This is a genomic window from Streptomyces sp. NPDC001889 (genome assembly GCF_053594535.1).
The window spans coordinates 31,615-55,857 of sequence record NZ_JBSFER010000007.1 but is presented as its reverse complement, the minus strand read 5'-3'; the positions used below and the strand labels follow the sequence as shown (position 1 = coordinate 55,857).

General features: G+C 72.4%; 19 protein-coding genes. 12 read left to right on the top strand and 7 right to left on the bottom strand.

Annotated features, from left to right (window positions below; all coding sequences use genetic code 11):
* Window positions 1–235: 235 nt before the first annotated feature.
* Both ACWCRA_RS09275 and ligD read right to left on the bottom strand, forming a co-directional pair.
* Window positions 236–1,162, bottom strand: coding sequence for an ATP-dependent DNA ligase (locus ACWCRA_RS09275; protein ID WP_451067172.1), 927 nt, complete (start codon window positions 1,160–1,162; stop codon window positions 236–238).
* A 35-nt stretch (window positions 1,163–1,197) separates the two neighbouring features.
* Window positions 1,198–2,073 carry a non-homologous end-joining DNA ligase gene (ligD, locus tag ACWCRA_RS09270; RefSeq protein ID WP_451067171.1) on the bottom strand — a complete coding sequence of 292 codons (876 nt, stop codon included), beginning with the start codon at window positions 2,071–2,073 and terminating at the stop codon, window positions 1,198–1,200.
* Between the two features lie 180 nt (window positions 2,074–2,253).
* Between ligD and ku the strand changes: the two genes are divergently transcribed.
* The 3 genes from ku (at window position 2,254) to ACWCRA_RS09255 (ending at window position 5,803) form a co-directional block, all read left to right on the top strand.
* Window positions 2,254–3,294, top strand: coding sequence for a non-homologous end joining protein Ku (gene ku / locus ACWCRA_RS09265; protein WP_351549423.1), 1,041 nt, complete (start codon window positions 2,254–2,256; stop codon window positions 3,292–3,294).
* 660 nt (window positions 3,295–3,954) lie between these two features.
* On the top strand, window positions 3,955–4,698 hold the full coding sequence (locus ACWCRA_RS09260; protein WP_451067170.1) for a TetR/AcrR family transcriptional regulator: 744 nt from the start codon (window positions 3,955–3,957) through the stop codon (window positions 4,696–4,698).
* A 7-nt stretch (window positions 4,699–4,705) separates the two neighbouring features.
* Window positions 4,706–5,803 carry a flavin-containing monooxygenase gene (locus ACWCRA_RS09255; protein ID WP_351549330.1) on the top strand — a complete coding sequence of 366 codons (1,098 nt, stop codon included), beginning with the start codon at window positions 4,706–4,708 and terminating at the stop codon, window positions 5,801–5,803.
* An 81-nt stretch (window positions 5,804–5,884) separates the two neighbouring features.
* Here the strand turns inward: ACWCRA_RS09255 and ACWCRA_RS09250 are convergent, their stop codons facing one another.
* Complete coding sequence (locus ACWCRA_RS09250) at window positions 5,885–9,196, bottom strand: S8 family peptidase (protein ID WP_451067228.1); 3,312 nt, start codon at window positions 9,194–9,196, stop codon at window positions 5,885–5,887.
* A 305-nt stretch (window positions 9,197–9,501) separates the two neighbouring features.
* Between ACWCRA_RS09250 and ACWCRA_RS09245 the strand changes: the two genes are divergently transcribed.
* The 9 genes from ACWCRA_RS09245 (at window position 9,502) to ACWCRA_RS09205 (ending at window position 19,646) form a co-directional block, all read left to right on the top strand.
* Complete coding sequence (locus ACWCRA_RS09245) at window positions 9,502–10,440, top strand: aldo/keto reductase (RefSeq protein WP_351549333.1); 939 nt, start codon at window positions 9,502–9,504, stop codon at window positions 10,438–10,440.
* Window positions 10,441–10,897: 457 nt separating this feature from the next.
* A complete protein-coding gene (locus ACWCRA_RS09240; protein ID WP_351549335.1) occupies window positions 10,898–11,857 on the top strand; it encodes a glycosyltransferase family 2 protein in 960 nt (319 codons plus the stop codon).
* Entirely contained in the window at window positions 11,854–12,843 is a 990-nt protein-coding gene (locus ACWCRA_RS09235) for a lysylphosphatidylglycerol synthase domain-containing protein (RefSeq protein WP_451067169.1), read from the top strand. Before ACWCRA_RS09240 ends, ACWCRA_RS09235 begins: the two co-directional genes overlap by 4 nt.
* Complete coding sequence (locus ACWCRA_RS09230; protein WP_351549341.1) at window positions 12,830–14,230, top strand: aspartate aminotransferase family protein; 1,401 nt, start codon at window positions 12,830–12,832, stop codon at window positions 14,228–14,230. Before ACWCRA_RS09235 ends, ACWCRA_RS09230 begins: the two co-directional genes overlap by 14 nt.
* Window positions 14,224–15,246 carry an NAD-dependent epimerase/dehydratase family protein gene (locus tag ACWCRA_RS09225; protein WP_351549343.1) on the top strand — a complete coding sequence of 341 codons (1,023 nt, stop codon included), beginning with the start codon at window positions 14,224–14,226 and terminating at the stop codon, window positions 15,244–15,246. The genes ACWCRA_RS09230 and ACWCRA_RS09225 overlap by 7 nt, the downstream gene beginning before the upstream one ends.
* Window positions 15,247–15,666: 420 nt before the next feature.
* Window positions 15,667–16,452: a UbiA prenyltransferase family protein gene (locus ACWCRA_RS09220; protein WP_351549344.1), complete on the top strand. Its 786-nt coding sequence runs from the start codon at window positions 15,667–15,669 to the stop codon at window positions 16,450–16,452.
* Between the two features lie 31 nt (window positions 16,453–16,483).
* On the top strand, window positions 16,484–17,506 hold the full coding sequence (locus tag ACWCRA_RS09215; protein ID WP_451067168.1) for a glycosyltransferase family A protein: 1,023 nt from the start codon (window positions 16,484–16,486) through the stop codon (window positions 17,504–17,506).
* Window positions 17,503–18,642, top strand: a complete 1,140-nt coding sequence (locus ACWCRA_RS09210) for an endonuclease/exonuclease/phosphatase family protein (protein ID WP_451067167.1) — start codon at window positions 17,503–17,505, stop codon at window positions 18,640–18,642. Before ACWCRA_RS09215 ends, ACWCRA_RS09210 begins: the two co-directional genes overlap by 4 nt.
* 26 nt (window positions 18,643–18,668) lie before the next feature.
* The gene (locus tag ACWCRA_RS09205; RefSeq protein ID WP_451067166.1) at window positions 18,669–19,646 is read left to right on the top strand and encodes a class I SAM-dependent methyltransferase; all 978 of its coding nucleotides are present in this window, start codon (window positions 18,669–18,671) and stop codon (window positions 19,644–19,646) included.
* Window positions 19,647–19,712: 66 nt separating this feature from the next.
* On the opposite strand, the gene ACWCRA_RS09200 is transcribed toward ACWCRA_RS09205, so the two are convergent.
* From ACWCRA_RS09200 to ACWCRA_RS09185, 4 genes are all read right to left on the bottom strand, one after another.
* Complete coding sequence (locus tag ACWCRA_RS09200; protein WP_451067165.1) at window positions 19,713–20,468, bottom strand: hypothetical protein; 756 nt, start codon at window positions 20,466–20,468, stop codon at window positions 19,713–19,715.
* Between the two features lie 37 nt (window positions 20,469–20,505).
* Window positions 20,506–21,033 carry a zinc metalloprotease gene (locus ACWCRA_RS09195; protein ID WP_351549358.1) on the bottom strand — a complete coding sequence of 176 codons (528 nt, stop codon included), beginning with the start codon at window positions 21,031–21,033 and terminating at the stop codon, window positions 20,506–20,508.
* Between the two features lie 503 nt (window positions 21,034–21,536).
* Window positions 21,537–22,361, bottom strand: coding sequence for an AfsR/SARP family transcriptional regulator (locus ACWCRA_RS09190; RefSeq protein WP_451067227.1), 825 nt, complete (start codon window positions 22,359–22,361; stop codon window positions 21,537–21,539).
* A 377-nt stretch (window positions 22,362–22,738) separates the two neighbouring features.
* Window positions 22,739–23,689 (bottom strand): SCO0930 family lipoprotein, encoded by a 951-nt coding sequence (locus tag ACWCRA_RS09185; RefSeq protein WP_451067164.1) that lies wholly within the window; start codon window positions 23,687–23,689, stop codon window positions 22,739–22,741.
* Between the last annotated feature and the right edge of the window lie 554 nt (window positions 23,690–24,243).

The window sequence follows — 24,243 nt, the reverse complement described above, 5'->3', positions numbered from 1 at the left end:
GGCTGGGCAGTCCGAGCCGGTCCGGGGGTGCCTCCGGGAGGCGGCTCTGGGGGAGTTCGAGGACGGCCCCCGTGCCACGGGTGCCCGCACGGTGCGGGCCGCGGTCGGGGGCCTGCCCCCGAGCCCCCGCGCCTCAATCGCCGGCGGGGCCGGGGTTGCTCGGGTTTCCGGCGGGGCTGAGCATTCCCAGCCGGTCCGGGGCAGCTCCGGGGGAGATTATGGGCGGGACCGGGCGTCAAGGGGCCTGGTCCTGGGGGAGGCGCAGGCGGAGGACCACCGTGGTGCCGTGGCGGGTGGTGCGCTGTTCCACCTCCGCCATCACCCCCGGCCCCACCCGCCGGTAGGCAACCTCACCGATACCGATCGCCATCGCCCGCCCCTCCCCCTCTCCCTCCCCCTCCTCCACCAGCACCTCCGCCGCCTGCGCTCGCAGCCCCGGCGTCAGAGCCCCGGTCACCACCGGGGTGTCGTCGTCGGGCACGGTCACCACCAGCGCCGCCGGCCGCCCCGGCACCCCGGTGAAGCCGACGACCGCCGCGTCCCGCACAGCGGTGTGCCGGAGCTTGCGCCACGCCCGTGCCCCGCCCCGACGGGTCCCGTACGTCTGGTCCACCCGCTTGATCACCAGCCCCTCCACACCGATCCCCGGCAGGGACGCGTACCAGTCGGCCGCCTCCTCCGCGTCCCGGGTCATCGGCACCGCCTGGAGCGGCGGGCCGAGCGGCGCCAGCAGGGCGACCAGGCGGCGGCGCCGCGTCTCGTACACCAGCCCCCGCAGATCCTCCCCGCCCTCCGCGAGCAGATCGAAGGCCGCGTACGAAGCGGGCAGCCGGCGCGCGAGTTCCGGTGCGCGCCCCGGGGTCGCGGTGGCCCGCCGCTGCACGGCGGCGAAGTCGGTGCGCCCGCCGACCCACACCACCACCTCGCCGTCCAGCACGCTCCCGTCGGGAAGCAGCCGGGCCGCCTCCGCGAGATCGGGGAAGGCCGCCGTCACGATCCGCCCCGAGCGCGCCTGGAGGACCACCTTCCCGCCGGTGCGGAACACCAGCATCCGGTGGCCGTCGAACTTGGGCTCGTACGCGAGGTTCGCCCCGCGCGGCAGCGTACCGACGGACTCCGCGCGCGCCACCCGCAGCGGTGGCCGCAGGTGCGGCCCGGGCACCCCGCGCCCCCCGCCGCCCCCTGCCCCGTCCCCGCTCACGGCAGCGGCCGGGCGAGCGCCGGATCGGTGAGCGGGGCCAGCAGATCCCCGTACCGGTCGAGCCGGGGCGCGATGTCCCCCGGCAGATACGCCAGCTCCCGCCGGCTCTCCACCTCCTCCCAGGTCACCGGTGCCGACACCGAGGGCTCCGCGCGCGCCCGCAGCGTGTAGGGCGTCGCCGTGGTCTTCGCGGCGGCGTTCTGGCTGTGGTCGACGAAGACCTTCCCGGGCCGCAGGGCCCGCGCCATCCGGTGCAGCACCAGCCCCGGCAGCGCCGCCTCCCCCTCCACGGCCAGCCCCTTGGCGTACGCCGAGACCTCCCCGGACGGCGCGGGCGCGATCGGCACCAGCACATGCAGACCCTTGGAGCCCGAGGTCTTCACCCAGGCCCCGAGCCCGTCCGCCGCCAGCCGCTCCCGCAGCCACAGCGCCACGTCACAGCACTCGGGAATCCCCGCCGGGGCCCCGGGGTCGAGGTCGAAGACCATCCGGTCGGCGATGCCGGGCTCCCGCGCCCGCCACTGCGGAGTGTGGAACTCCACCACCAGATTCGCCGCCCACATCAGCGACGGCAGATCGTCCACGACGACCTGCCGGGCACCCGGGTCGTCGGAGCGGGGCACCGGAGCCACCCGTACCCACGACGGCGTACCGGGGGGCGGGTTCTTGGTGAAGAAGAGCTGGCCCTCCGGCCCGTCCGGATACCGCAGGAAGGAGATGGGCCGGTCCCTCAGATGGGGGAGCAGCGCCGGTGCGGTGAGGGCGTAGTAGTGCAGCAGCTCGCCCTTGGTGGTCCCGGTCGCGGGGTGGATGACCTTGCCGAGGTTGCTGAGCGCCAGCCGCCGCCCCGCCACCTCTGTGATCGGCGTCATACCCCGAGAATCCCATGAAACCGGTGGATAACGCCCGGCCGAATCCCGCCCCGCGCCCGCCCCTCCCGTGTCGCGCCCCTCGCCGGGACCGGTGGCAGAGAGGCCGCACTGCCGAGAGACTGTGCAGGGAGGACCCGTACGACATCCGTCCCGCCCGGTATGAGAGGGATCTGCCCCATGGTGCGATCCATATGGAACGGCGCGATCTCCTTCGGTCTGGTCAGCATCCCGATCAAGCTGGTGAACGCCACCGAGAACCACTCGGTCTCCTTCCGTCAGATCCATACGTCCGACGGCGGCCGCATCCGCTACCGCAAGGTCTGCGAGCTGGAGGAGAAGGAGATCCCGGCGGCGGAGATCGGCAAGGGGTACGAGGAGGCCGACGGCTCGATCATCCCGATCACCGACGAGGATCTGGCGGCGCTGCCGATCCCGACGGCGAAGACGATCGAGATCGTCGCCTTCGTGCCGGCCTCCTCCATCGACCCGCTCCAGATGGACGCGGCGTACTACCTCTCCGCCAACGGGGTCCCGGCGGCCAAGCCCTACACCCTCCTGCGCGAGGCGCTGAAGCGGAGCCGGAAGGTGGCCCTCGCCAAGTTCGCCCTGCGCGGGCGGGAGAGGCTCGGGATGCTGCGGGTGGTGGACGATGTCATCGCCATGCACGGTCTGCTCTGGCCGGATGAGATCCGCAGCCCCGAGGGGGTGGCCCCGGAGTCCGATGTGACGGTCCGGGACGCCGAACTCGACCTGGCGGACGCGCTGATGGACACGCTCGGCGAGGTTGACATGGAGTCGCTGCACGACGATTACCGCGAGGCCGTGGAGGCGATGATCGCGGCGAAGGCGGAGGGCGGGGAGGCGCTGCCGGAGACGGAGCGCGCGGAGCGCGGCGGTGGGCAGGTCATCGATCTGATGGCCGCGCTGGAGGGCAGTGTGCGGGCGGCCAGGGAGGCGCGGGAGGGGGAGGAGGGCGGGGTCGCGGACGTGACACCGATCAAGGGCCGGAGGAAGTCCGCCGCTGGGGGGAAGGCGCCGGCGGGGAAGGCCGCCGCGAAGAAGACCCCCGCGAAGAAGTCCCCGGCGAGGAAATCCCCGGCCAAGAAGGCCACGACGGGCAAGTCCGCGTCGGCGGGGACCGCCACCAGGAAAGCGGCGGCGAAGAAGCCGGCCGCCAGGAAGACCGCCGCCGGGAAGTCCTCCGGCAAGCGAGCCTCCTGACCACCCGCACCGGACCGGGCACGGGTGGCCTGTCCCCGCCGGCCGGCCGGCATCGGCCCACGGCTCCCCCAGCCCGCGACCCGCGACCCGTGCCCGCGCCCCCGGCCTCGCGGGTTGACCGGCATCGGCCGGCGTGGGCGCTCCGACCCGAGCCCGCACCGCGCCCGCACCCTCGCACGGCCCGCGCCCGCGACCCGTGCCCGCGCCCCCGTCCTCGCCGGTCGACCGGCATCGGCCGGCGTGGCCGCTCCGACCCGAGCCCGCACCGCGCCCGCACCCTCGCACGGCCCGCGCCCGCGACCCGTGCCCGTGCCCCCGGCCTCGCGGGTTGACCGGCATCGGCCGGCGTGGCCGCTCCGACCCGAGCCCGCACCGTGCCCGTGCCCTCGCACGGCCCGCGCCCGCGCCCGCGCCCGACCAGGGCCCGGCACGGGCGGCCTGTTCCCGCCGGCCGGCCGGCATTGGCCGACGCGGGTGCCCGACCCGTGCCCGGGCCCTCTCCCGCGCGCGGCCCACACCGGGCCCGACTCCCGCCCACGCCCGAGCCCGCACCGCGCCCCGCCCCCGCACCATCCCCCGCCCCCGCCTGTCCACCGGCCCCAAAAATTGCGTCCTCTGCAATCTTGCAGTGACTGCATAAACCCAACTACCGTTGATCGTGTGACATCGACCGAGCCGACGCAGGCCGCCCCGGCAGCCCCGGCATCTCCCCCCGTCCCCGCCCGCACCCCCCGCCCCGGCGGGGGGCTGCGTGAGCGCAAGCGGCGGGAGACCCATCGTCTGCTGGCGACCACGGCCCTGCGCCTCGTCGCCGAGCGCGGGCTCGACCGGGTGACCGTGGAGGACATCAGCGCCGCCGCGGGCGTCTCCCCCCGGACCTTCTTCAACTACTTCGGCTCGAAGGAGGACGCCCTGCTGCTGCCCTACCCGGACCACGCGGAGCGCTCCGCCGAGGCGCTCGAACGCATCGCCACCGCCCCGCCGTCCCTCGGCCCGCTGCACATCTGCGCCTGGGCCTGGCGCCGCGACTTCGAGTCCGTCGACGCGGACCGGGAGGAGTGGGTGACCCGGCTGACGGTCCTCACCGACCATGTCGCGCTGGTCTCCCGGCTGGTCGCGCTGGAGGCCGACGAGGAGCGGCGCAACATCGACGCCCTCGCCCGCCGCCTCGGTCTCGCGCCGGACGACCACTACCCCTCCCTCGTGTACTGCGTCGCCGAGGGCGCCATCCGCTCCTGCTTCACCCACTGGCAGCGGATCGGCGGCAGCCGCCCGCTCGTCGGGCTGATCGACCACGCCATCGACGCCGTCGCCGGAGGCCTTCCCGCACACCCGGCCGGCACCGCCCGGCCCGTACCGCCCGGCCCGTACCCCGCACCCCGCCGCACACCTGAGGAGAAGTGACCGACCCATGGACACGGCCATCGTCATCGGAGGCGGCCAGGGCGGCCTCGCCGCGGCCCACGCACTCCGCAACCAGGGATTCAGACCCGTCGTCCTGGAGGCCGGCGCGGAACCGGTCGGCTCCTGGCCCCACTACTACGACAGCCTGACCGCCTTCACCCCGCTGCGGTTCTCCTCCCTCCCCGGCATGCCCTTCCCGGGGCCGCCGCGGCACTTCCCCGTACGGGACGAGGTCGTCGCCTACTTACGGCGGTACGCCTCCCGTCTCGACGCCGAGATCCGCACCGGGCAGCGCGTCACCTCGGTGGTCGCGGACCGCGACGGCTATGTGGTCGAGACCGCCGACGGCACCCGGCTCCACTCCGCCGTCGTGGTCGCCGCGACCGGGAACTTCGGGAATCCCCACCGGCCCGAACTGCCGGGCCTCGACGCCTTCACCGGGCAGGTGCTGCACTCCGCCGAGTACCGCGCCCCCGCCCCCTTCGCCGGCCGGCGGGTGGTCGTGGTCGGCTCCGGCACCTCGGCCGTGCAGATCGCCTGTGAACTCGCCGGGCACGCGCGGACCTCGCTCGCCAGCCGCCGTCCCGTCAACTTCAGCAGCTGGATGTTCAAGGCGGAGCGCGAACCGGTCTGGCGGATGATGGAGGCGGTGGGCCGGCTCCCCGTCGGCCCCTGGCTGCCGTCCACCGTGGGCCACAACGTCGTACCCGACCACGACGGCTCCCACCGGGCCGCCTTCGACCGGGGCCTGCTGGACCGCCGGCCGCTGTTCACCGGCGCCGACGGCTCCGAGCTGCGCTGGTCCGACGGCACCCGGGAGCAGGTGGACACCGTCGTCCTCGGTACGGGATACCGCCCCGCGCTCGACTGTCTGCGGCCCCTCGGCGCCCTGCGCCGCGACGGAAGCCCCCGCCAGCGGCACGGGCTCTCCACCAGCCACCCCGGGCTCGCCTACATCGGCGTCGAGGGCCAGCACACCCTGCTCTCCAACGCCCTGCACGGGATGGGCACCGACGCGGACCACATCGCCCGCGCGCTGCGCCGGTACGTCGCGGGAAACCGTCCCGGGCTGCTGAGCCGGCCCCGCGTCCGGGCCGCCGCCTGACCCCTCCCGCGCCCCGGCACGGCGAACGGCGGCCCACCGGAATCCCGGTGGGCCGCCGTCGAGAGCCGAGTGCGCCGGAGCCTACTTGCCGAAGTAGGCGTTGTGGACCGACACCGAACCCTTGTTGCCCTTCGTGTCGGTGACCGCGGCCCGCAGCGAGATCCCCTTGCCCTTGGCCGGGTTCTTCACACTGATCGTGCCCTTGGTGACCGTGACCTTCTTCCAGGTCTTGCCGGAGTCGTACGAGGTGTGGACCGTCAGGGACTTGAGCCCCTTGCCGGCCGCCGGGCCCTGCACGGTCAGCGGCACCGTCTGGTACTTGCCCGCCGGAGCCGTGCCGTCCAGCGCCACCTTCGCCCCGAAGCGGACCGTGGAGATCGGCAGCTGGACCAGCTTGCCCGTCACCTTCTTCGACCGGAAGGTCCAGCTGGCTTCGATCCGTCCGGCCACCCTGGCCAGCTTGGTGTCGCGCTTCACCGAGGTCGCCAGGGTGTACTGGGCGTCGGCCGCGCCGACCGCGAACGGCCCATCGCCGGTCAGCGGGTCCTTGTTCTCGCCGACCTTGGTCTTCCCCTTGTGCAGGGTGGTCCTCGCGGAGGAGATCTCCGACCACCCCGGGTGGCCCTGGCCGTCGGCGAACACCGGCAGCATGCCGTAGATGACGTTGTCCTCGCGGAAGACGCCGTTGTCGCTGTCGACCAGGGGGCCGTGGACCCCGGTGTTGAAGGCCGTGGCGTAGGACTTCCCGGGTGCGAAGCTCCTCAGCGGCTGCACATAGGAGGCGTCGTAGATCGGCTCGCCCTCGCTGTCCAGACCCCTGATCTGGCCGTAGTCCAGCTCCCACTTGGCCTTGGAGCCGGTGGACAGATACAGCGTGCGGGTGGTGGGCACGGTGGGTACGGTCGAGAACGAGAGGCTGCCGCCGTTGACCGGCAGCTCGCCCCAGGTGAGCAGCTCACCCTTCTTGCCCGTGCTGCCCGCCGCGCCGAGCCCCGCCTTCACCGTGGCCAGCTCACCGGCCTTGTAGTGCTTGGTGTGACCGGTGGGGAACTTCTTGACGGCGCCGCCGGTGAGGATGCTGTACTCGGCTCCGGCGCCCTTCAGCCACTGTCCGGAGAAGGCCTGGCTGAACGAGCCATCGGTGACCTGGGGGCCGAGGTGCGCTGTCCTCAGCTGCTGGAACGCACCCGCGCTGTAGCCGCCGGTCAGACCGGTCTCCTTCAGGTCGACCGTGTAGTCGACCGAGGCGTGCGACGGCTTCGCCTTGGCGTCCGGCACGGTGATGTCGACCGGCTTGGCCTTGCGGGCGTCCACGGTGACCGTCAGCTTCCTGTCCACGGTCAGCTTGGGCTGGACGGTCAGATCGATCCCGCCCTTGGGGCTCGCGGGGTTGTCCTGGTTGATCGACCGGAGGGTGTACGCGCCCTTGCGGACCCGCAGGGTCTTGCTGCCGCTCGGATCGCTGAAATCGGTCCTGCTCCAGCCGTCCTTGTTGTAGATCCCGTAGAGCACGGTGGAGGCGTCCCCCGTCGGCGCGCCGTCCCGGCCGAGGTGCTTCACCGTCACGTCGTACGCCTCGGACTCGCGCTCCACGGCGGCGGCGGTACGGACGGTCTGGCCGCCGCCCGTCGCGGTCACGGCCGCGGAGTAGTGGCCGTCGACCTTTCCGCCGAGCCGGGTGTCCGCCGTGACGCCGACGGAGGCCGTGCCGCCCGCCGGTACGGTCACCGAGGACGCGTCCAGGGTGAAGAAGCCGGCCGGGGCCGCCTTGCCGTCCGGGCCGAGCGTCGTGGCCGTCAGCGCGAGGGTGACATCCGCGGTGCCGAGGTTGCGGTAGGTGAGCCGCTCGGTGACGGGGGTGTCGTCGTGGTGCGGCCACTGCTGCACCCCGAGGCCCACCGACACCGGCTCGGCGAACACCGTCTGCGTGATCGCACGGTCGACCGCGACCCGGCCCGAACCCTGCTGGAAAGCCGAGTACTTCCCGCCCTTGGCGGAGGCGGTCAGCACCCCCTTCAGCTCCTTGGCCCTCCAGCCCGGGTTCCGCTGCTTGAGCAGGGCCGCCGCGCCGGCCACGTGCGGGGTGGCCATCGACGTACCGGAGACGCTGACGTACCCCTTCGGGTTCTCGCCGTACTCCTGAGCGATCAGGCTCTTGGGAGAGGAGGCCGCGGTGATGCCGACGCCCGGTCCGGTGACATCCGGCTTGATCGCTCCGTCGCCGGTCCTCGGGCCCACACTGGAGAACTCGGCCAGGACGTCCTTGTCGTCGACGGCGCCCACGGTCAGCGCGGCCTCCGCGCTGCCGGGGGAGCTGACCGTGCCCGCGTCCGGACCGTCGTTGCCCGCGGCGACGGCGAAGAGCACGCCGGTCGTGTCGGACACCTGGTTGACATGGGCTTCCAGCGGGTCCAGTTCGGGGGTGTCGTAGCCGCCGAGGCTCAGATTGACGATGTCGGCGCCCTGCGCGACCGCCCAGTCGATGCCCGCGATGATCCCGGACTCGTCGCCCCAGCCGTCGTCGTCCAGCACCTTGCCGCTGAGGATCTTGGCCCCGGGGGCGACGCCCCGGTACTTCTTGCCCGTGTGACCCGCTCCGGTGCCCGCCGCCGTGGCCGCGACATGGGTGCCGTGGCCGACGCGGTCCCTGGTGTCGGGGGAACCGGTGAAGTTCTTGGCGCCGAGCACCTGACCCTTGAGGTCCCCGTGGTCGGCGTGGACGCCGGTGTCGAGCACGGCGATCCTCACCCCGGTGCCGTCACTGCCGGCGGCCCAGGCCGCGGGGGCGCCGATCTGCCCCACGCTCTTGTCGAGACTGGCCCGGCGGACCGCGTCCAGCCAGACGCCGCTGATGCCCGAAGCGGTGGTCCGCGCGCCGTTCGACGAACGGGTCAGCGCCTCCCACAGACCGGTGCCGCCCTCGCCGGGCGCGGTGAGCGCGTCGGCGTTCAGCGACGCCAGGGTGCGCCGCACCCGGGTGTCGTCGGTGGCGCGGACCTCGGCCCGCGCCGCCTTGGCGGCCCCGCCGCGGTAGCGGACGATGACCTTCAGGCCGTCGCGGTACGCCGCGCGGCTCTCGGCGGTGCTCAGCCCGGTCACATCGAACAGCCGGCGGTCGAGCCTGCCCTCGGCTATCAGCCGGTTCGCGTCGGCCGGGACGACATGGGTGCGTCCGCCGGCCGTCACGGTCTCGATGGGTATGTTCTCGCGGCCCTTGGCGCGCTGGATCGAAGCGACCCGGCCCTTGGCGTCGAGCAGCACCGTGTCCCCGGTGATGAGGGTGACCCGGTGCTTGACCCGGCCCGCCCCCCGTTCGCCGCTGCCGGCCCGGTCGGCCGAGGCCCCGGCGGGGCTCCCGGCGCGTTCGCCGGCCGCTGTCGCCGGGCCGGTCATGCCCGCCGTCAGCGCCACGGCCGCCGCCGCGGCCACGCCGGCCACGCCGGCCCTCTTGATATGGATGCGCAAGTCTCCCCCTGGAGATGAGCGAAGGGGCGGGCATCGCGTGCCCACCCGCCCGGGGGCTGGTCGTCAGTGTGTGTGCGCACTGTGCCCCCGGTGCAGGAAGTATGCAGGCGGCAGGTCGCCAACTCAACGTGGTTCACGGCGTGTTGGCCGGACTGTGCGGTGGCTTTGACCACCCTTCGCGGTTCCTGTCCGGGGCTTGCGTGAGAGTTCACTCCACGTGCGACAGTGATCACATGACGACACCACGGCGCACCATAGCCCTCGGCACGCTCGCCTTCGGCACCACCGTCGACGAGCGCACCTCCTTCGCCATCCTCGACCGTTTCGTGGAACTGGGCGGCACGGTGCTCGACACCGCGAACAACTACGCCTACTGGGTCCCGGGCGGGACGGGGGACGAGAGCGAGCGCACCCTGGGGGAGTGGCTCGCACGGCGCGGCAACCGCGACTCCGTGGTGCTCAGCACCAAGGGCGGCGGGCGCCCCGCGCTGTCCGGCAGCGGGCCCGGCGGGACCGAGGGGCTCTCGGAGAAGGCCCTCAGAACCGCCGCCGAGGGGAGCCTGCGGCGGCTGGGAACCGATCGCATCGATGTGTACTGGGCCCATCTGGAGGACCGGGGGGTTCCCCTGGAGGAGACGGTCGGCGCGCTGTCCTCGCTGGTGGAGGAGGGGAAGGCGGGTGAGCTGGGGATCAGCAACCACGCGGTGTGGCGGGTGGAGCGGGCCCGCGCGCTCGCCGGGGACCGGCCGCGCTGCACCCATCTCCAGTACCGCTACTCCTATCTCCAGCCGCGCTTCGACATCCCGCTGCCGTCGTCCGGGCACCGGCATGTCACGCCCGAACTGCTCGACTACGCGCGGGCCGAGGGGGATCTGAGGCTCTGGGTCTACAGCGCGCTGCTCTCCGGCGCGTACACCCGCGACGAGGTGGGGCTCCCGGCGGCCTACGACCACCCGGGGACGGAGCCGCGGAGGGTGGCGCTGCGGGGGGTCGCGGAGGAGCTGGGGGTGACGGTGAATCAGGTGGTGCTGGCGTGGTTGCTGGGGAGTGAGCCGGCGGTGCTGCCGATTGTGGGGGTGAGCGGGGTGGCTCAGCTGGAGGAGGTCATGGCCTCCCTGCCCCTCCATCTGTCGCCGGCGCACCACGACCGCCTGACGTCAGCGGGCACCTGACTCCCGGCTCCCGCGGTCCTCGGGGCCGGGGGGCTGGGGGGCCGGGGGGCCGGGGTTCGCGGGGTGCGGGTCCGCTGTGGCGCAGGGGTTCGTCCTCCGGCCCGGGGTTCGTCCTCCCGCCCGGTGTCTGTCCTCCGGCCCGGGGTTCGTCCTCCGGCACAGGGCCCTTCCTCCCGCCCGGTGTCTGTCCTCCGGCCCGGGTTCCGTGCTCAAGTGCCGGACCGGCCGGAGACGCACCGCTCGGGCGCCCCGGGGTGCGGGTTCCGTCCTCAACCGTCGGACGGGCCGGGGGTTCCCGGCGCGAGGGCGGGGCCCGGGGCCCTCAGGTGCCGGGTGGGCCCGGGGGTCCGGGGGCCGCAAGTACCGGGTGGCCCCGGGGGCGGGGGATATCGGGGCGATAGCCGCTCGATAATCACGCGATATCCCCACGATACCCACACCCACTCAACTGTCCCCCATGACGCCCTCCGTCTCCGTGGTCATCCCCGCCCACAACTCCGCCCGCACCCTCCCCGCCTGCCTCGACTCCGTCTACTCCCAGACCACCCCCCTCCACGAGGTCATCGTGGTGGACGACGGAAGCACCGACAGCACGGCCGACATCGCGGAGCGCTACCCCTGCACCCTCCTCCGCCGCACCCCCAACCGAGGGGTGTCGGCGGCCCGGAACGCCGGGGTCGCCGCGGCCACCGGTGAGATCGTCTTCTTTCTCGACTCCGACGAGGCCCTCACCCCCGGCTCGGTCTCGGCCGCGCTCGACATCCTCCGCGCCGACCCCGGCTGCGGCTGCGTCCACGGCGTGATCGCCCCCGACCCGCTCTACGACGACGGCCCCGTCGAGCGCTACAAGGTGCTGCACGCCCACTGGTGGCGGGCGCGCGGCGTGGGCGAGGTGCAGACCGCGTTCCTGGCCCAGGCGGCCGTGCCCCGCGAGGTCTTCCACCGTGTCGGCGGCCTGGACGAGAGCCTGCGCGACTCCGAGGACCTCGACTTCAGCGACCGCCTCGCGCCGCACTACCGGATCGTTCTCACCGACCGGATCGTGGCCTACCACGACGAGGAGCACCGGCTGCTCCCCCTCCTCGCCGAGACCCACCGCCGGGCCCTCCTGCTGGTCCCCGCGCTGCTCTCGGCCCGCCGGGGCGGCCGGCGGAACCTCACCGCCAACACCCCCGCGTCGGTCGCCGCCGCCGCGCTCTGTCTGGCGGCCCTCCCCCTGCTCCCGGTACGCCCCTGGGCCCCCGCCCTCGCCGCCCTCGGCTTCTGCGCCGCCAACGCGGGCCTGCTCCGGTTCGCCGCCCGCCACCGCGGCCCCGCCTTCGCCGTCTACGTCGCCGCGATCCACCTCGTGGTCCACGCGGCCCTGCTGACCGGCGCGGCGACCGGCGCGGCCCGCGCGCTGACGACCTCCCGGTGAACTCCGCCCCGTACCGGCTGCTGCGCCGCGTCCTCACCCCGGTGATCGTGGCCGCCGCGCTCGTCGGACTGGTGCTGCTGCTCCGGGGCGAGGGGGCCGCCGCCGCACGGGCCTTCGGCCGGGCGGAGGCCGTACCGCTGCTCGCGGCCTCCCTCGCCGCCTATCTGCTCGGGCTGCTGCTCGCGGTGCACTCCTGGCAGGCCCTGGTCCCCGGCGAGCACCGCGTCCGGGGTCTGACCGCCGCCCGCATCTTCTTCCTGGGCCAGCTCGGCAAGTACCTCCCGGGCCGGATCTGGGGGCTGGTCACCCATGTCACCCAGGGCCGGGCGGCCGGTGTCCCCGGCGCCCGGATGGCCTCCGCCTATGTGCTGACCCTGGCCCTGACCGTGCTGACCGGCGCGGGCATCGGTCTGCTCGCCGCCCCCGGCGCGCTCCCGGGGCACTGGGCCTGGCCTGCCCTGCCCGCGCTCTGCTTCCTGGCCTGCGTGGTCCGCCCCGCCCTCGCCGCCCGCCCGGTCACCGCCCTGCTGCGGCTGTTCCGGCAGACGGTCGAGGCGCCGCCCGACCGCGCGGTCCGGCGGGCGATCCTGCTGGCCCTCGCCTCCTGGCTGATCTCGGGGCTGCATCTGTGGTTCCTGGTGCTGGCCCTGGACGCCCCGCCGTGGGCGGGGCTGCGGTCGGCGGTCGGCGCGTTCGCCCTGGCGGCGGTCGTCAGCAGCCTGGCCCTGATCGTCCCGGACGGCTGGGGCGTACGGGAGCTGACCATCACCGCCGCCCTGTCGGCCGTGCTCTCCCCGGGCGCCGCCGCGGCCGCCGCCATCGCCAGCCGGGTGGTCTGTGTGGTGACGGAGCTGGGCAGCGCGGCCGTGGTCGTCCTCTGGTCCCGGCTGCGCCGCCCCCCGGAGCCCGCACCCGCGCCCGCGCCCCCACCCCCGTCCCCCGACCCGACCGAGAGAACCGGAGAGGCCACCCGTGTACACCCTTGACGAAGCCGAACGCCTCGACATCGACGAGGTCCACTCCCTCTACCGCCGCCATGTCAACAAGAGCCAGGTCTCCCTGATGACCTCCTTCGGCTTCGGCCGCGAGCTGGTCGCCTCCGCCGAGGGAGCCCATCTCACCCTCACCGACGGCCGCCGCGTCCTCGACCTCACCGGCGGGGTCGGCGTGCTCAACCACGGCCACAACCACCCCCGTATCCTCGCCGCCCGCCGGCGCTTCGCCCGCGACCTGCGGATGGAGGTGCACAAGACCTATTTCTCGCCCTATCTCGCCGCCCTCAGCCACAACCTCGCCGAGGTCCTCCCGGGCGATCTGTCGATGTCCTTCCTCCCGAACTCGGGCGCCGAGGCCGTCGAAGGGGCGGTGAAACTGGCGTACAAGTACCACCGGGGCCGGCGCGGCACCGTCCTCCGCGCGGACCGCGCCTTCCACGGGAAGCTCCTCGGCTCCGGCGGGCTCACCGGCCAGAGCCAGTTCGCCTTCCCCACCATCCCCGGCATCGGCACCTTCCGGTACAACGACCTCGCCTCGGTACGCGCCGCGGTGGCGGCGGCCCCCGGCGATGTGTACGCGATCCTGATCGAGCCCTTCAGCGCCTCCACCGTCGAGCAGTGCTCGGAGGAGTTCCTGCGCGGCCTGCGCGAGCTGTGCACCCGCCACGACATCGTGCTGATCTTCGACGAGATCTACAGCGGCTGGGGCAAGACCGGCACCCTCTTCCACTTCATGCGGTACGAGGGCCTGGTCCCGGATGTCCTCACCACCTCCAAGTCCTTCGGCGGCGGCAAGTCCTCCATCTCCGCCTTCGTCGCCCGCGAGCCGGTGCTCCGCCGGGCGTACGACCATCTCGGCGACGCCCTGCTCCAGTCCACCTCCACCACCTACTACGGCTTCGGCGAGGAGTGCGCGACCGCCCTGGAGGCGGTCAACATCGCCATCGAGGACGACTACCCGGCCCGCGCCCGCGCCCTCGGCGCCGTACTGGAACCGGGTCTCGCCCGCCTCGCCAAGGAGCACCCCGGTGCCATCGGCTCCGTCGCGGGGGCCGGCGCGCTCTGGGGGGTCTTCATCGACGGCGGCCCGAGAATCCTCGACCTGGTGGCGAAGCTGGCCCCCGGCGGACTCGCCCGCGACCCCCTCTTCAAGACCAAGCTCGTCACCTGCGCGGTGGTCAACGCCCTCTACCAGGACCACGACATCTACACCTACTACACCCTCAACGGCCGCTCCCCGCTGATCCTCGGCCCCTCGCTCGTCACCGACCCCGCCGATGTGGAGCGCGCCGTGGACGCGCTCGGCGAGGTGCTGGGCCAGGGTCTGACCCGGCTGGTGACCCGTTTCGTGCGGCAGAAGGTGGGCTCCCAGTGGTGATCACGATCACCGGCGCCGCCGGCATGCTCGGCTCCCGGCTCGCCGAACGGCTCACCGCCGACGGCCACCATGTCCGGGGCGTGGATCTGCGCCCCGCGCCCGGAGTGGAGTTCACCGGGGACATCCGCGACCGGGCCCTCATGGACCGCGCCCTGGACGGCGCCACCGCCCTGGTGCACGCGGCGGCGGCGCTTCCCAGCTACCCCGACGACGAGATCCGCTCGATCATCACCGGCGGCACCGCGAACGTCCTCGCCGCCGCGCACGCCGCCCGCACCCCGCGCGTCGTCCATGTCTCCTCCACCGCCGTCTACGGGCTGCCGAAGCGGGTCCCGACCCCGGAGGACCACCCGCGCGAGCCCGTGGACACCTACAGCCGCGCCAAGGCCGACGCCGAGGAGATCGCCGAGCGGTACCGCGCGGAGGGGATGTGTCTGCCGATCCTCCGCCCCAAGACCTTCGTGGGCCCGGGCCGGATGGGGCTCTTCGCCATGCTGTTCGAGTGGGCGGAGGAGGGCCGGAACTTCCCCGTCCTGGGGAAGGGCGATGTACGGATACAGATGTTCGGCATCGATGACCTGGTCGACGCCGTGGTGACCGTGCTCACCGCGCCCGACGCGGTCGCCAATGACACCTACAACCTGGCGGCGGCCGAGTTCCGCACCCTGCGCGAGGACTTCCAGGCGGTCCTGGACGCGGCCGGACACGGCAAGCGCGTCATCGGGCTGCCCGCCCGGCCCGCGCTCACCGTCCTCGCGGGGCTCCAGCGGGCCAGGCTCTCCCCGGTGTACGGGAGGCTGCTGCACAAGCTGATGGACGACTCGTACGTCTCCATCGACAAGGCCGCCGACCGCCTCGGCTTCACCCCGAAGCTCTCCAACGAGGACGCCATCCTGCGCACCTACGCGTGGTGGCGCGGGGCCCGCCACGACCGCCCCGCCACCACCCCCACCGGCCGGACCAGCCGGGACCCATGGAGCCAGGGCCTGCTGTCCGCCGCGAAGATCTTCTTCTGAGGGGGCCGGGCGATGACACTCCTGGGCGGCGAGACGGAACCCGCTCCGAGACCCACTCCCACTCCTCCTCCCTCTTTCCCCGCCCCTTCTCCTTCTCCTTCTCCTTCTCCTTCTCCTTCTCCTTCTCCTTCCTCTCCCTCTTCCGCCGGCCGCCTCTCCGCCGACCCCCCGGCCCCGGGCGACGCGCCCCCACCCGGGCCGCCCGGTGAGACCGGTGCCGCGACAGGACCCGCGACCACGACAGGGGCCGCGACTGCAACCAGACCAGGACCAGGACCAGGACCAGGACCAGGACCAGGACCAGGACCCGGGCCCGCGACCGGGCCCGCTCCCGGCACCCCCACCCCCCGCCCGCGCGGCCGGCTCCCCGCCCCCCTCGCTCTTCTCCGCCCCGGCCAGTGGCCCAAGAACCTTCTCGTCGTGCCCCTGCCCCTCATCGGCGCGGCGGGCGCCTGGCACACGGCGGGCCGGGTGGCGCTGGCGATGGCGGCCTTCGTCCTGGCCTCCTCGCTCGTCTATGTCGTCAACGACATCGCCGATGTCGAACGCGACCGCCTCCACCCCCTCAAACGACTGCGCCCCCTCCCCTCCGGCCGGATGGGCATCCGCTCCGCCGTCGCCCTGGGCGGGGTGCTCGCCGCGCTCCTCGGCGCGTGTCTGACCGCCCTCGGACCGGCGAGGGCCTGGCCGATGCTGGTCTACCTCGCCGTGAACGCCGCGTACAGCTGGAAGCTCAAACACCTCCCGCTGCTCGATGTCTTCACCGTCGCCACCGGCTTCGTCCTGCGGCTCCTCGGCGGGTACGCCGCCACCGGCCGCCCGGTCGCGAACTGGCTGGTCCTCACCGTCCTCACCCTCTGTCTGCTGCTGATCCTCGGCAAGCGCCGCCATGAGCTGGGCGTCTCCGGCACCGGCCACCGCCCCGCGCTCGCCGGGTACTCGGCCCAGTTCCTGGACCTCGTCCTCGTCCTCTGCTCGGCGCTGACCATGGTCGGCTATCTGCTCTACCTCCGCGCCGAGTCGGGGTTCCCGGCGGGCGCGCTGCTCACCGCGCCCTGCGCGCTCTTCGCCCTCTTCCGCTATCTCCAGATCGTGATCGTGCACAGCGAGGGCGGCGACCCGGTACGGACCCTGCTCCTGGACCGGGTGATGCTCACCAACTCCGCGCTCTGGGCGGCCCTGCTGCTCCTCTGCCACACCTTCTGACCCTCCGAACCCCCCGAGGACGGAACGGAACATGACCCCGCCCCCGCCTTCACCTCTTGTCTCGGTGGTCGTCCCCCTCCACAACGACCGCCGGACCATCGACCTCTGTCTGCGCTCCCTCGCCGCCCAGTCCCACACCCCGCTCGAAGTGGTCGTGGTGGACGACGCCAGCACCGACGGCTCCGCCGAACTGGCCGCCGCCCACCCCGTCACCCTGATCCGCGCCGAGCGCAACGGCGGCCCGGGAGCCGCCCGCAACCTCGGCGTGCACCACTCGCACGGCGAGATCGTCTTCTTCCTGGACGCCGATCTCGCCCTCCACCCCGACGCGGTCGCCGAGGCGGTGGCCGTCTTCGCCGAGAACCCCTCGTACGGCGCGGTGTTCGGCATTCCCGACAAGGAGCCGCTCTTCGCCGAGACCCTCGTCGGCCAGTACCGCATCCTTCAGTACCACTACTGGCGCAAGAGCGCCGAAGGGCTGGTCAGCGGCGGTTTCTACGCCCTGGGCGCGGTTCGCCGCACCGCCTTCGAGGAGGCGGGCCGGTTCAATCCGGAGCTGCGGCAGACCGAGGAGATCGACCATGCCGAGCGGCTCGCCGCCCGCCGTCCGATGCTGCTGACCTCCCGTGTCCGGGGCCGGCTCTCCGACGAGAGCAGGATGCGCCCACTGCTGCGGAAGGCCTTCGTCCGCAGCCGGCTCCGGGTTCCGTTCTATCTGGGCCGGGGCCGGGCCATGCAGGGGATGGAGACCGGCGGCCGGGCCGTCGCCTCGGTGCTCGCCGCGCTGAGCGTGGCCGCCCTGCCGCCCGCCCTGTGGTGGCCGCCGGCGGCGCTGGTCTGCGTTTTCGCGCTCGCCGGGTTCGTCCTGGCGGACCTCGGCCAGTACCGCTTCGTCCACCGGGAGCGCGGCACCCCCTTCCTGCTCTGGTTCACCCTGGCCCATCTGCTGGTGAACACGGTGGTGGTGGCGGGCCTGGCGGCGGGGCTCGCGCAGTACGCCGCCAGCGGGCGGTTCCGGCACCTGTACGACCGGGTCCCGGCGGGCGCCCCATGACCTCACGGCCCCGGCGGATCGCCCGTGCGCTCCGGCTCTGGTACGGGAGGGTGCTCGCCGTCGTCTCCGCGCTCTGGCTGCTGTACGCCACGGCCCGGTGGCTGCTCAGCGGCCGATGGCACTGGGCCATCCCGCTGGACGGCACCCCGCCGCTCCTGCTGGTCGCCGTGCCGGCGGCGCTGCTGATCGCCGGCGCGGCGGCCTGCGGCGGACGGCGGCCCTGGGTGGCGGGGACCGCCGCCGCCGCGCTGCTGCTCGCCCTCACCACCGGATCGGGCCTCAACTGGCCGGCCCTCTGGCGCGACCAGCGGCCGGTCCCGCCCGGCGCGCTCCATGTGGTCTCGCTGAACACCCAGTACTGGGGCCAGTCGGCCGGGGTGGACCGGCTCTACGCCCTGCTGCACCGGCAGCGCGCGGATGTGTATCTGCTCCAGGAGCACGTGCGGTGGAAGCCCGGGTTCGGCGAGAAGGGATATGTCCGGCTGGACGACGACGAGCGGCTGCGCGAGGAGTTCCCCGGCCACCACATCGCCCGGCGCGGCGAGCTGCTCACCGTCTCCCGCTTCCCGATCGTCGCCCGGCCGCCGGTCGGCCCGGGGAAGGCGCTGGCCGCCGACCCGGGAGCCTCCTTCGAACGGGTCTTTCTCCGGGACAAGGTCATGCGTACCGATCTGCGGATCGGGGAACGGATCTTGAGCGTCTACAACGTCCACATCACCGTGCAGCTCGCGCTCGACCTCGATCCGTTCTCCGGTACCGACGTCGACGCGTACCTCCAGCGAAAGTTCGCCTGGCGGCAGGAGGAGTTCCGTGGCCTGGAGCGGGACATGGACCGCAATCCGTATCCCGTGCTGGTCAGCGGTGACTTCAACGCCACCGCCGCCATGCGGGAGTTGGACGGTGTCCGCGCCCGGGCCTCCGACGCGCTGCGGGCCAATACCGACTTCGCGCCGCTGAGCTGGAAGTTCCCGGCGCGGGCGGACTTCGCGGGGAGCGCGGCGCTGCGCCGCGCGTATCCGCTGTGGCGTCTGGACTGGACGTTCACCACCGGTCCGGTCCGTGTCCACCGCTATGACTTCCGGGGCACGGACGGCATTTCCGAGCACCGTATGCAGGATCTCCGGCTCTCCCTCTGACCGCGCTTGTGGAAAGGAAGACCGTCGTGCCCAAGCAGCCCAAGCAGTCCAAGCAGTCCTATGCCCATGTCACCTCCTCCGCCCTCACCTCCCCCTCCTCGCACGAGCCGTCCCCGACCCTGCTGGAGCGGGTGCCGGTGCTGCGCCGGGCGCTGGACCGGCTGGAGAGCAGGCCGACCGCGTTCGGGATGGTGATGTGGGCCTTCGGGCTGGCGAAGCCGGTGTTCATGGACCATGTGGTGACACCCGAGCCGCGCGCCGAACTCGGCGATGTGCGCGATCTGCTGGAGAAGAACCGCGAGCGGTACGCCGACCGGCTGCGCGGCTTCCTCGAACTGGGCGACCGGCTCGCCCGCATCCCGCTCCACGGCGTGGAGAAGGGCGCCACCGCCTACTGGGCCAACACCTGGCTGCCGCCGCTGGACGCGCTCTCCCTCTACGGCTTCCTGGCGTCCGAGCGCCCGGCCCGCTATCTGGAGATCGGCTCGGGGAACTCCACCAAGTTCGCCCGCAGGGCCATCGACGACCTGGGCCTCGCCACAAGGATCATCTCCATCGACCCCGAGCCCCGCGCCGGCATCGACCACCTCTGCGACCGCGTCGACCGGGTCCCGCTCCAGAACGCCGACCTCGCCGTCTTCGAGGAGCTGGAGGCCGGGGACATCCTCTTCCTGGACGGCTCGCACCGGCTGCACATGGGCTCCGATGTGATGGTCTTCTTCTTCGAGCTGCTCCCGCGCCTGAAGCCGGGGGTCCTGGTCCATGTCCACGACATCATGCTCCCCGCCGACTACCCGGAGTCCTGGCGCTGGCGCCACTACTCGGAGCAGTACCTCCTGGCGGCCCTCCTGACGGCGGCCCCGCAGCGCTTCGACGTCGAACTCCCCAACGCCTTCATCCACACCGACCCGGAACTGCGCCGCCTCCTCGAACCGCTGTGGCGCCGTCTGGGGGTGACGAAGCACTACCACCCGGGGTCGTTCTGGTGGCGCCACTCGGCCTGAGCGGGCAGGAGGGGAGGGCCGTACGGGGGCGGGGGTCCGTTCTTCCCGCCGCCCCCGCCGGCCACCTCAGGACTTGGCCTCGGCGACCTTCTTGAGCGCGTCGATGCTGGTGGTGAACCGGCCGCTCCGTTGCGCCGGGCTGGAGTCCGTCAAGGACTTGATCGAGGCCGCCCTCGCCTTCACCGCACCTCCGGCGGCCACGTCGAGGAGCCCCTGGTCCCCGCCGACCGGCATCCACAGATCGCCGCTCACCACATTGATGCCCGGGTGCTCGGTATTGGTCAGCTTGTCCGCGTAGACGACCATGTAGCTGCCGGGGACGATCGGGGACGCGCCTTCCATCTGCACCGCTTCCGTGTCCACGTTTCCGATGATCAATTCACCGAGAGGGACTGGTTTGGTGCCGCGGGCGACCGGGTTCGGCTGGAGAATGACGCTTTCGATGGTCGCCTTGTGGAAGACCATGGGCAGACAATTGGCATACGGGGAGTCGCCACCCTCGATCCCCGCCGGCGGAGTTCCCGGAGTGCCGGTGCCCGCGGTGGGGCTCGGGTCGTCCTCGGGGCCTTCCTCCGGTGAATCGGTGGGTTCCCCGCCGTGCCCCTTGGCGTCGCCGCCGTCGTCGCACTCCCTGCCGACGACCTGCCCCACCTTCACCTGGAAGGCGCCCTCCGCGGCTTGTGTGAGACTCGCGATGGTGTCATAGGTCGCGTAATCGGCTTCGATATTGTGCGGCGATTCCCCGGTGCTCCCCCCGGAGCAGGAAGTCAGGCTCAGCGATGTCGCAACCATGAGGGCTGCCAGAGCCGCAGTCTTCTTCACTAGTACCATCCCTCTGATTCTGATGCGTGCGACATTTTTAACCGGGTGTGTACTTCGCTCTGACGCCCTTGATGTCGTCCGACCACGGGCCGTCGCTGCCACACCTGAACTTGCCTTCGCCCTGCCTCATTACCGCAGGGCCCGCGCCGGTGCAAGCGGTTGAGACGTGATCAAGACCGTAGGTGTGACCGATTTCGTGCGTGGCCACAATCTTCTTCTCGCGGGCGGTGAGACCCGCCATGGTGCGGGAGTTGAACTTCACATACGTCTCGTTGTACGCCCAGTTGCCGAAGAGGCATCCCTGGTTGGAGGCCGTGGCCCACGCGTCCCAGGTGTAGGAGCCGTCCCGCACCTCGACCATGGGGTCGCCGTTGTTCTGCTGCTTGCTGAAGTGGCCGGGAGAGTTCGGTGACGTGGAGTCCCATCTGCCCTGGGCGTCACCGAAAGCCTTCTGATAGGTGGAGGTGATGCTGTAGTAGCGATAGGAGATGGCTCCACCTTCACCAACACCGTAGAACTTGCCGCACAAATGCTTGTACGCCTGTGCCGGGGTCGCCAGCACCACACTGGAGGACACCGCTATGAGAGACGCGACAAGAAGGGAACTCGGTTTGACGAGAGCCTTCCCCCGGCGTTCTCTCCGTCCGCCCCATGTTTTCGACCGCACTGCCGGCCTCCCCGAATCCGCTGGTCTTGATCATGTCAACGGAGGCGAAGTTAGCCCACGAGTTCGATCATCACAAGGTGATAAGCGCGTGAAGATCGGAATGGGTAATTCCGTATTTGCTGTTCCGTGGCGGGTGGGTGATAGGGGGTGTATCGGACCTTTTTATCCTCCTCCAAGGGGACGGAACAGTGGATATGCCGCAGTCGAGGGGGACGGGTGCCCCCAGAGGGTGAGGTTCGCCCGGGAGCGCACGGAGCGCACGGGGAGTGCGCAGGGAGCGGGGGCAAATCGGCCTGTGAAAAGGCGAGTTGGGGTGACCGGGACATGCGCGGGTGAGCCGCCGTGCGAAAGGCGGTACGGGGGCGGGCGGAAATCCGCCCGCCCCCGTACCGCCGGGGTGATTACCGCACCCGGCCGGCCGACCGGCTCTCCGGAGACCGGGAGGACGGATACCGGGAGGTGCGGGTGGAGCCGGTCAGGGGGCGCCGGGGGGTCGGGTGGCGGCCGTCGGGGCGGTCGGGGGAGCCCGCGCCCCGCAGGATGGTCTGTTCCAGGGCGCGTAATTCGGTCCCCGGGTCCACGCCCAGCTCCTCGGCGAGATCCGAGCGCACCTTGCGGTAGACGGCCAGTGCCTCGGCCGTGCGGCCCGAGCGGTAGAGCGCGAGCATCAGCTGTGCGTGCAGATGCTCGCGGAAGGGGTGCTCGCGGACCAGCTCGGCCAGCTCGCCCACCAGGTCCTCATGGCGCCCGAGGCCCAGTTCGAGCCGGACCCGCTCCTCGATCGCCCGCAGCCGTCCCTCCTCCAGTCGCCGCGCCCCCGACTCCACCGCCGGGCAGTCGAGCCCCGCCAGGGCAGGCCCCGCCCAGAGCCCGAGCGCCCGCCCCAGCTCCGTCACCGCCTCCGCCGCCAGCCCTTCGGCCGCCAGCGTCCGTGCCCGCGCCACTTCCGTGTCGAAGACATCCGAATCGAGTTCGCCCGGGGCCAGCCGCAGCCGGTACCCGGACGGATGGGTCTCTATCAGGCCGGGTGCCCCGGCCTCGGTGAAGGCCCGTCTCAGCGCCGACACGCAGATGCGTATCTGCGTTCTCGCGCTCGCGGGGGGCGAGGAACCCCACACCGCGTCCACCAGCCGATCGAGCGGGACCGCCCAATTGGCCTCCAGAGCGAGAATGGCCAGAATTATCTGTGAGCGCCGTCCCCCAACGGGGACCGAAGTCCCCTTCACGGCGACATGGAGCGGGCCGAGTACATGAAAGATCACAGCAGATTCCCCAGTCTGTTTCTTTCAAGCAGTCATCAGAACCGATCCCCCGGTGGCGTGCGACCTGGGCCTTCTCCGCCGCTCCCACTCCGCCGCCCTGAATTACGGTGAAGTGCCGTCGATGGAGCTGGAGTTGACTCGAAGAGCACACACGAAGCTTGGTGTAGACCTATAAAACTGTCAAGGGTAAACCGGTACAGACGGTTCTGTTCAGCCTGATCGGTGCGAGTTGGCGAAAAACGAAACAGGGGAGGCCGGGGCCGGGGCCGCGCGCCGGCGCCGCGGGCAAACGCGAGGGCGGCCCCCGTGGGTACAGGGGCCGCCCGAGTGCTCCGCCGGGGTTACTTGGCGAGAGTGCCGTCCGCCTTCACCGCGAACCAGGTGCCGCCGACACCCTGGCCGTTGGTGTCACCGGGCTTCTGGTCACCGGTGAACCAGTACAGCGGCCAGCAGTCCAGGGTGAGCTGATCGGTGCCGTTGTCGGGGCGCTTGTAGTTGATCACCAGCTTCGGATCGATGCCCTCCACGGCCTTGACGGCCGCCTTGTCCAGCATCTTCGCGGGCTTCCAGGTGTCCAGGCAGGCGCCGACGCAGTTGGACTTCATCGGCCAGTCGGTGTCCTTGATGAAGCGGTAGAGGGTGCGGCCCTTGGCGTCCCGGACGATCCTGCCGAGCCCGGCGTCGTCCCGGGTGGAGAGCGGCGGGAGGGACGCGGCGGTGTCGCCGCCGCCCCCGGCCTCGGACGCGGCGGCCTCGGGGGCGGGGGCGGCGGGGGCCGCCTTCTTCCCGTCCGGGGCGGCGGCGAACCAGGTGCCGCCGACGCCCTGGCCGCCTGTCTGCCTCGGCGCGGTGTCCTTCGCGAAGCGGTACAGGGGCCAGCCCGCGAGTGTGAGCTGTTCACTGCCGTCGGCCCTGGCGACCTTGCCGACCAGGGAGGGGTCCATGCCGGCCGCCGCTTGGGCGTCCTTGGCGAGGACCGGGGGCCAGGCTTTCGCGCAGTCGCCCTCGCAGGTGGACTTGGGCGGCTGGGCGGTGTCGTTGTCGAAGCGGTAGAGCGTGAAGCCGGCGCTGTCCGTGACGACGGGCCCGATGGCCGAGGTCTTCCAGATGCTGAGCCTGCCCGCCACGACCGGCTTCGCCCCGTCCGCCTGGGCGGGGGCGGCCGCGGGGGTGGCGGGGGCGGCGGCGTTCGCGGCCTGGCCCTTGTCCTCCTTGGCGCCTCCGCAGGCGGCCGTCAGCATGATGACCGCTGTGGCGGATGCGATGAGGCCGGCGGTCCGCACGTTACGCATGGCAACTCCTGTTGTCCCCGTGGATTGGTACTGGCTGGTGCCGCCCCGGCGGCGGGGGAGGAGGCCGCCGGCCGCCGGGGCGGGGATGTGGTGTTGCGGCGAGCGGTGGCTCGCGCTGGTGTGCAACTGCCCTGAACACGAGGGGGGTGCGGGAAGGGTTCAGGGTTTGCGGGGGAGGTTTTCTTGGGGGTGGGGTGGGGTTGCCCGGGGGCCGGCGGTGCGGGGTGATCCTTGCCCTGAGTCCCGTGTCGCCTCAATCGCCGGCGGGGCTGGGTTTGCTCGGGTGTCCGGGCCTGTGCGTCGCGGGCGGGTCCGTTGTTCGCGGGCGGACCTCGCACCGGGGCTGCCCCGAGCCAAACCCGGGCCGGCCCGGCTCCCCCGGCCCTCCCAGCCCGTCTGGCGGCACCTCCCGGAGGCAGCTCTGGGGGAGTTTGAGGACGGACCCCGCACCACGGGCAACCCGAGCAATCTCAGCCCGTCCGGCGTTTGAGGACGGACCTTGTGCCACAGGTAACCCGAGCAATCTCAGCCCGTCCGGCGTTTGAGGACGGACC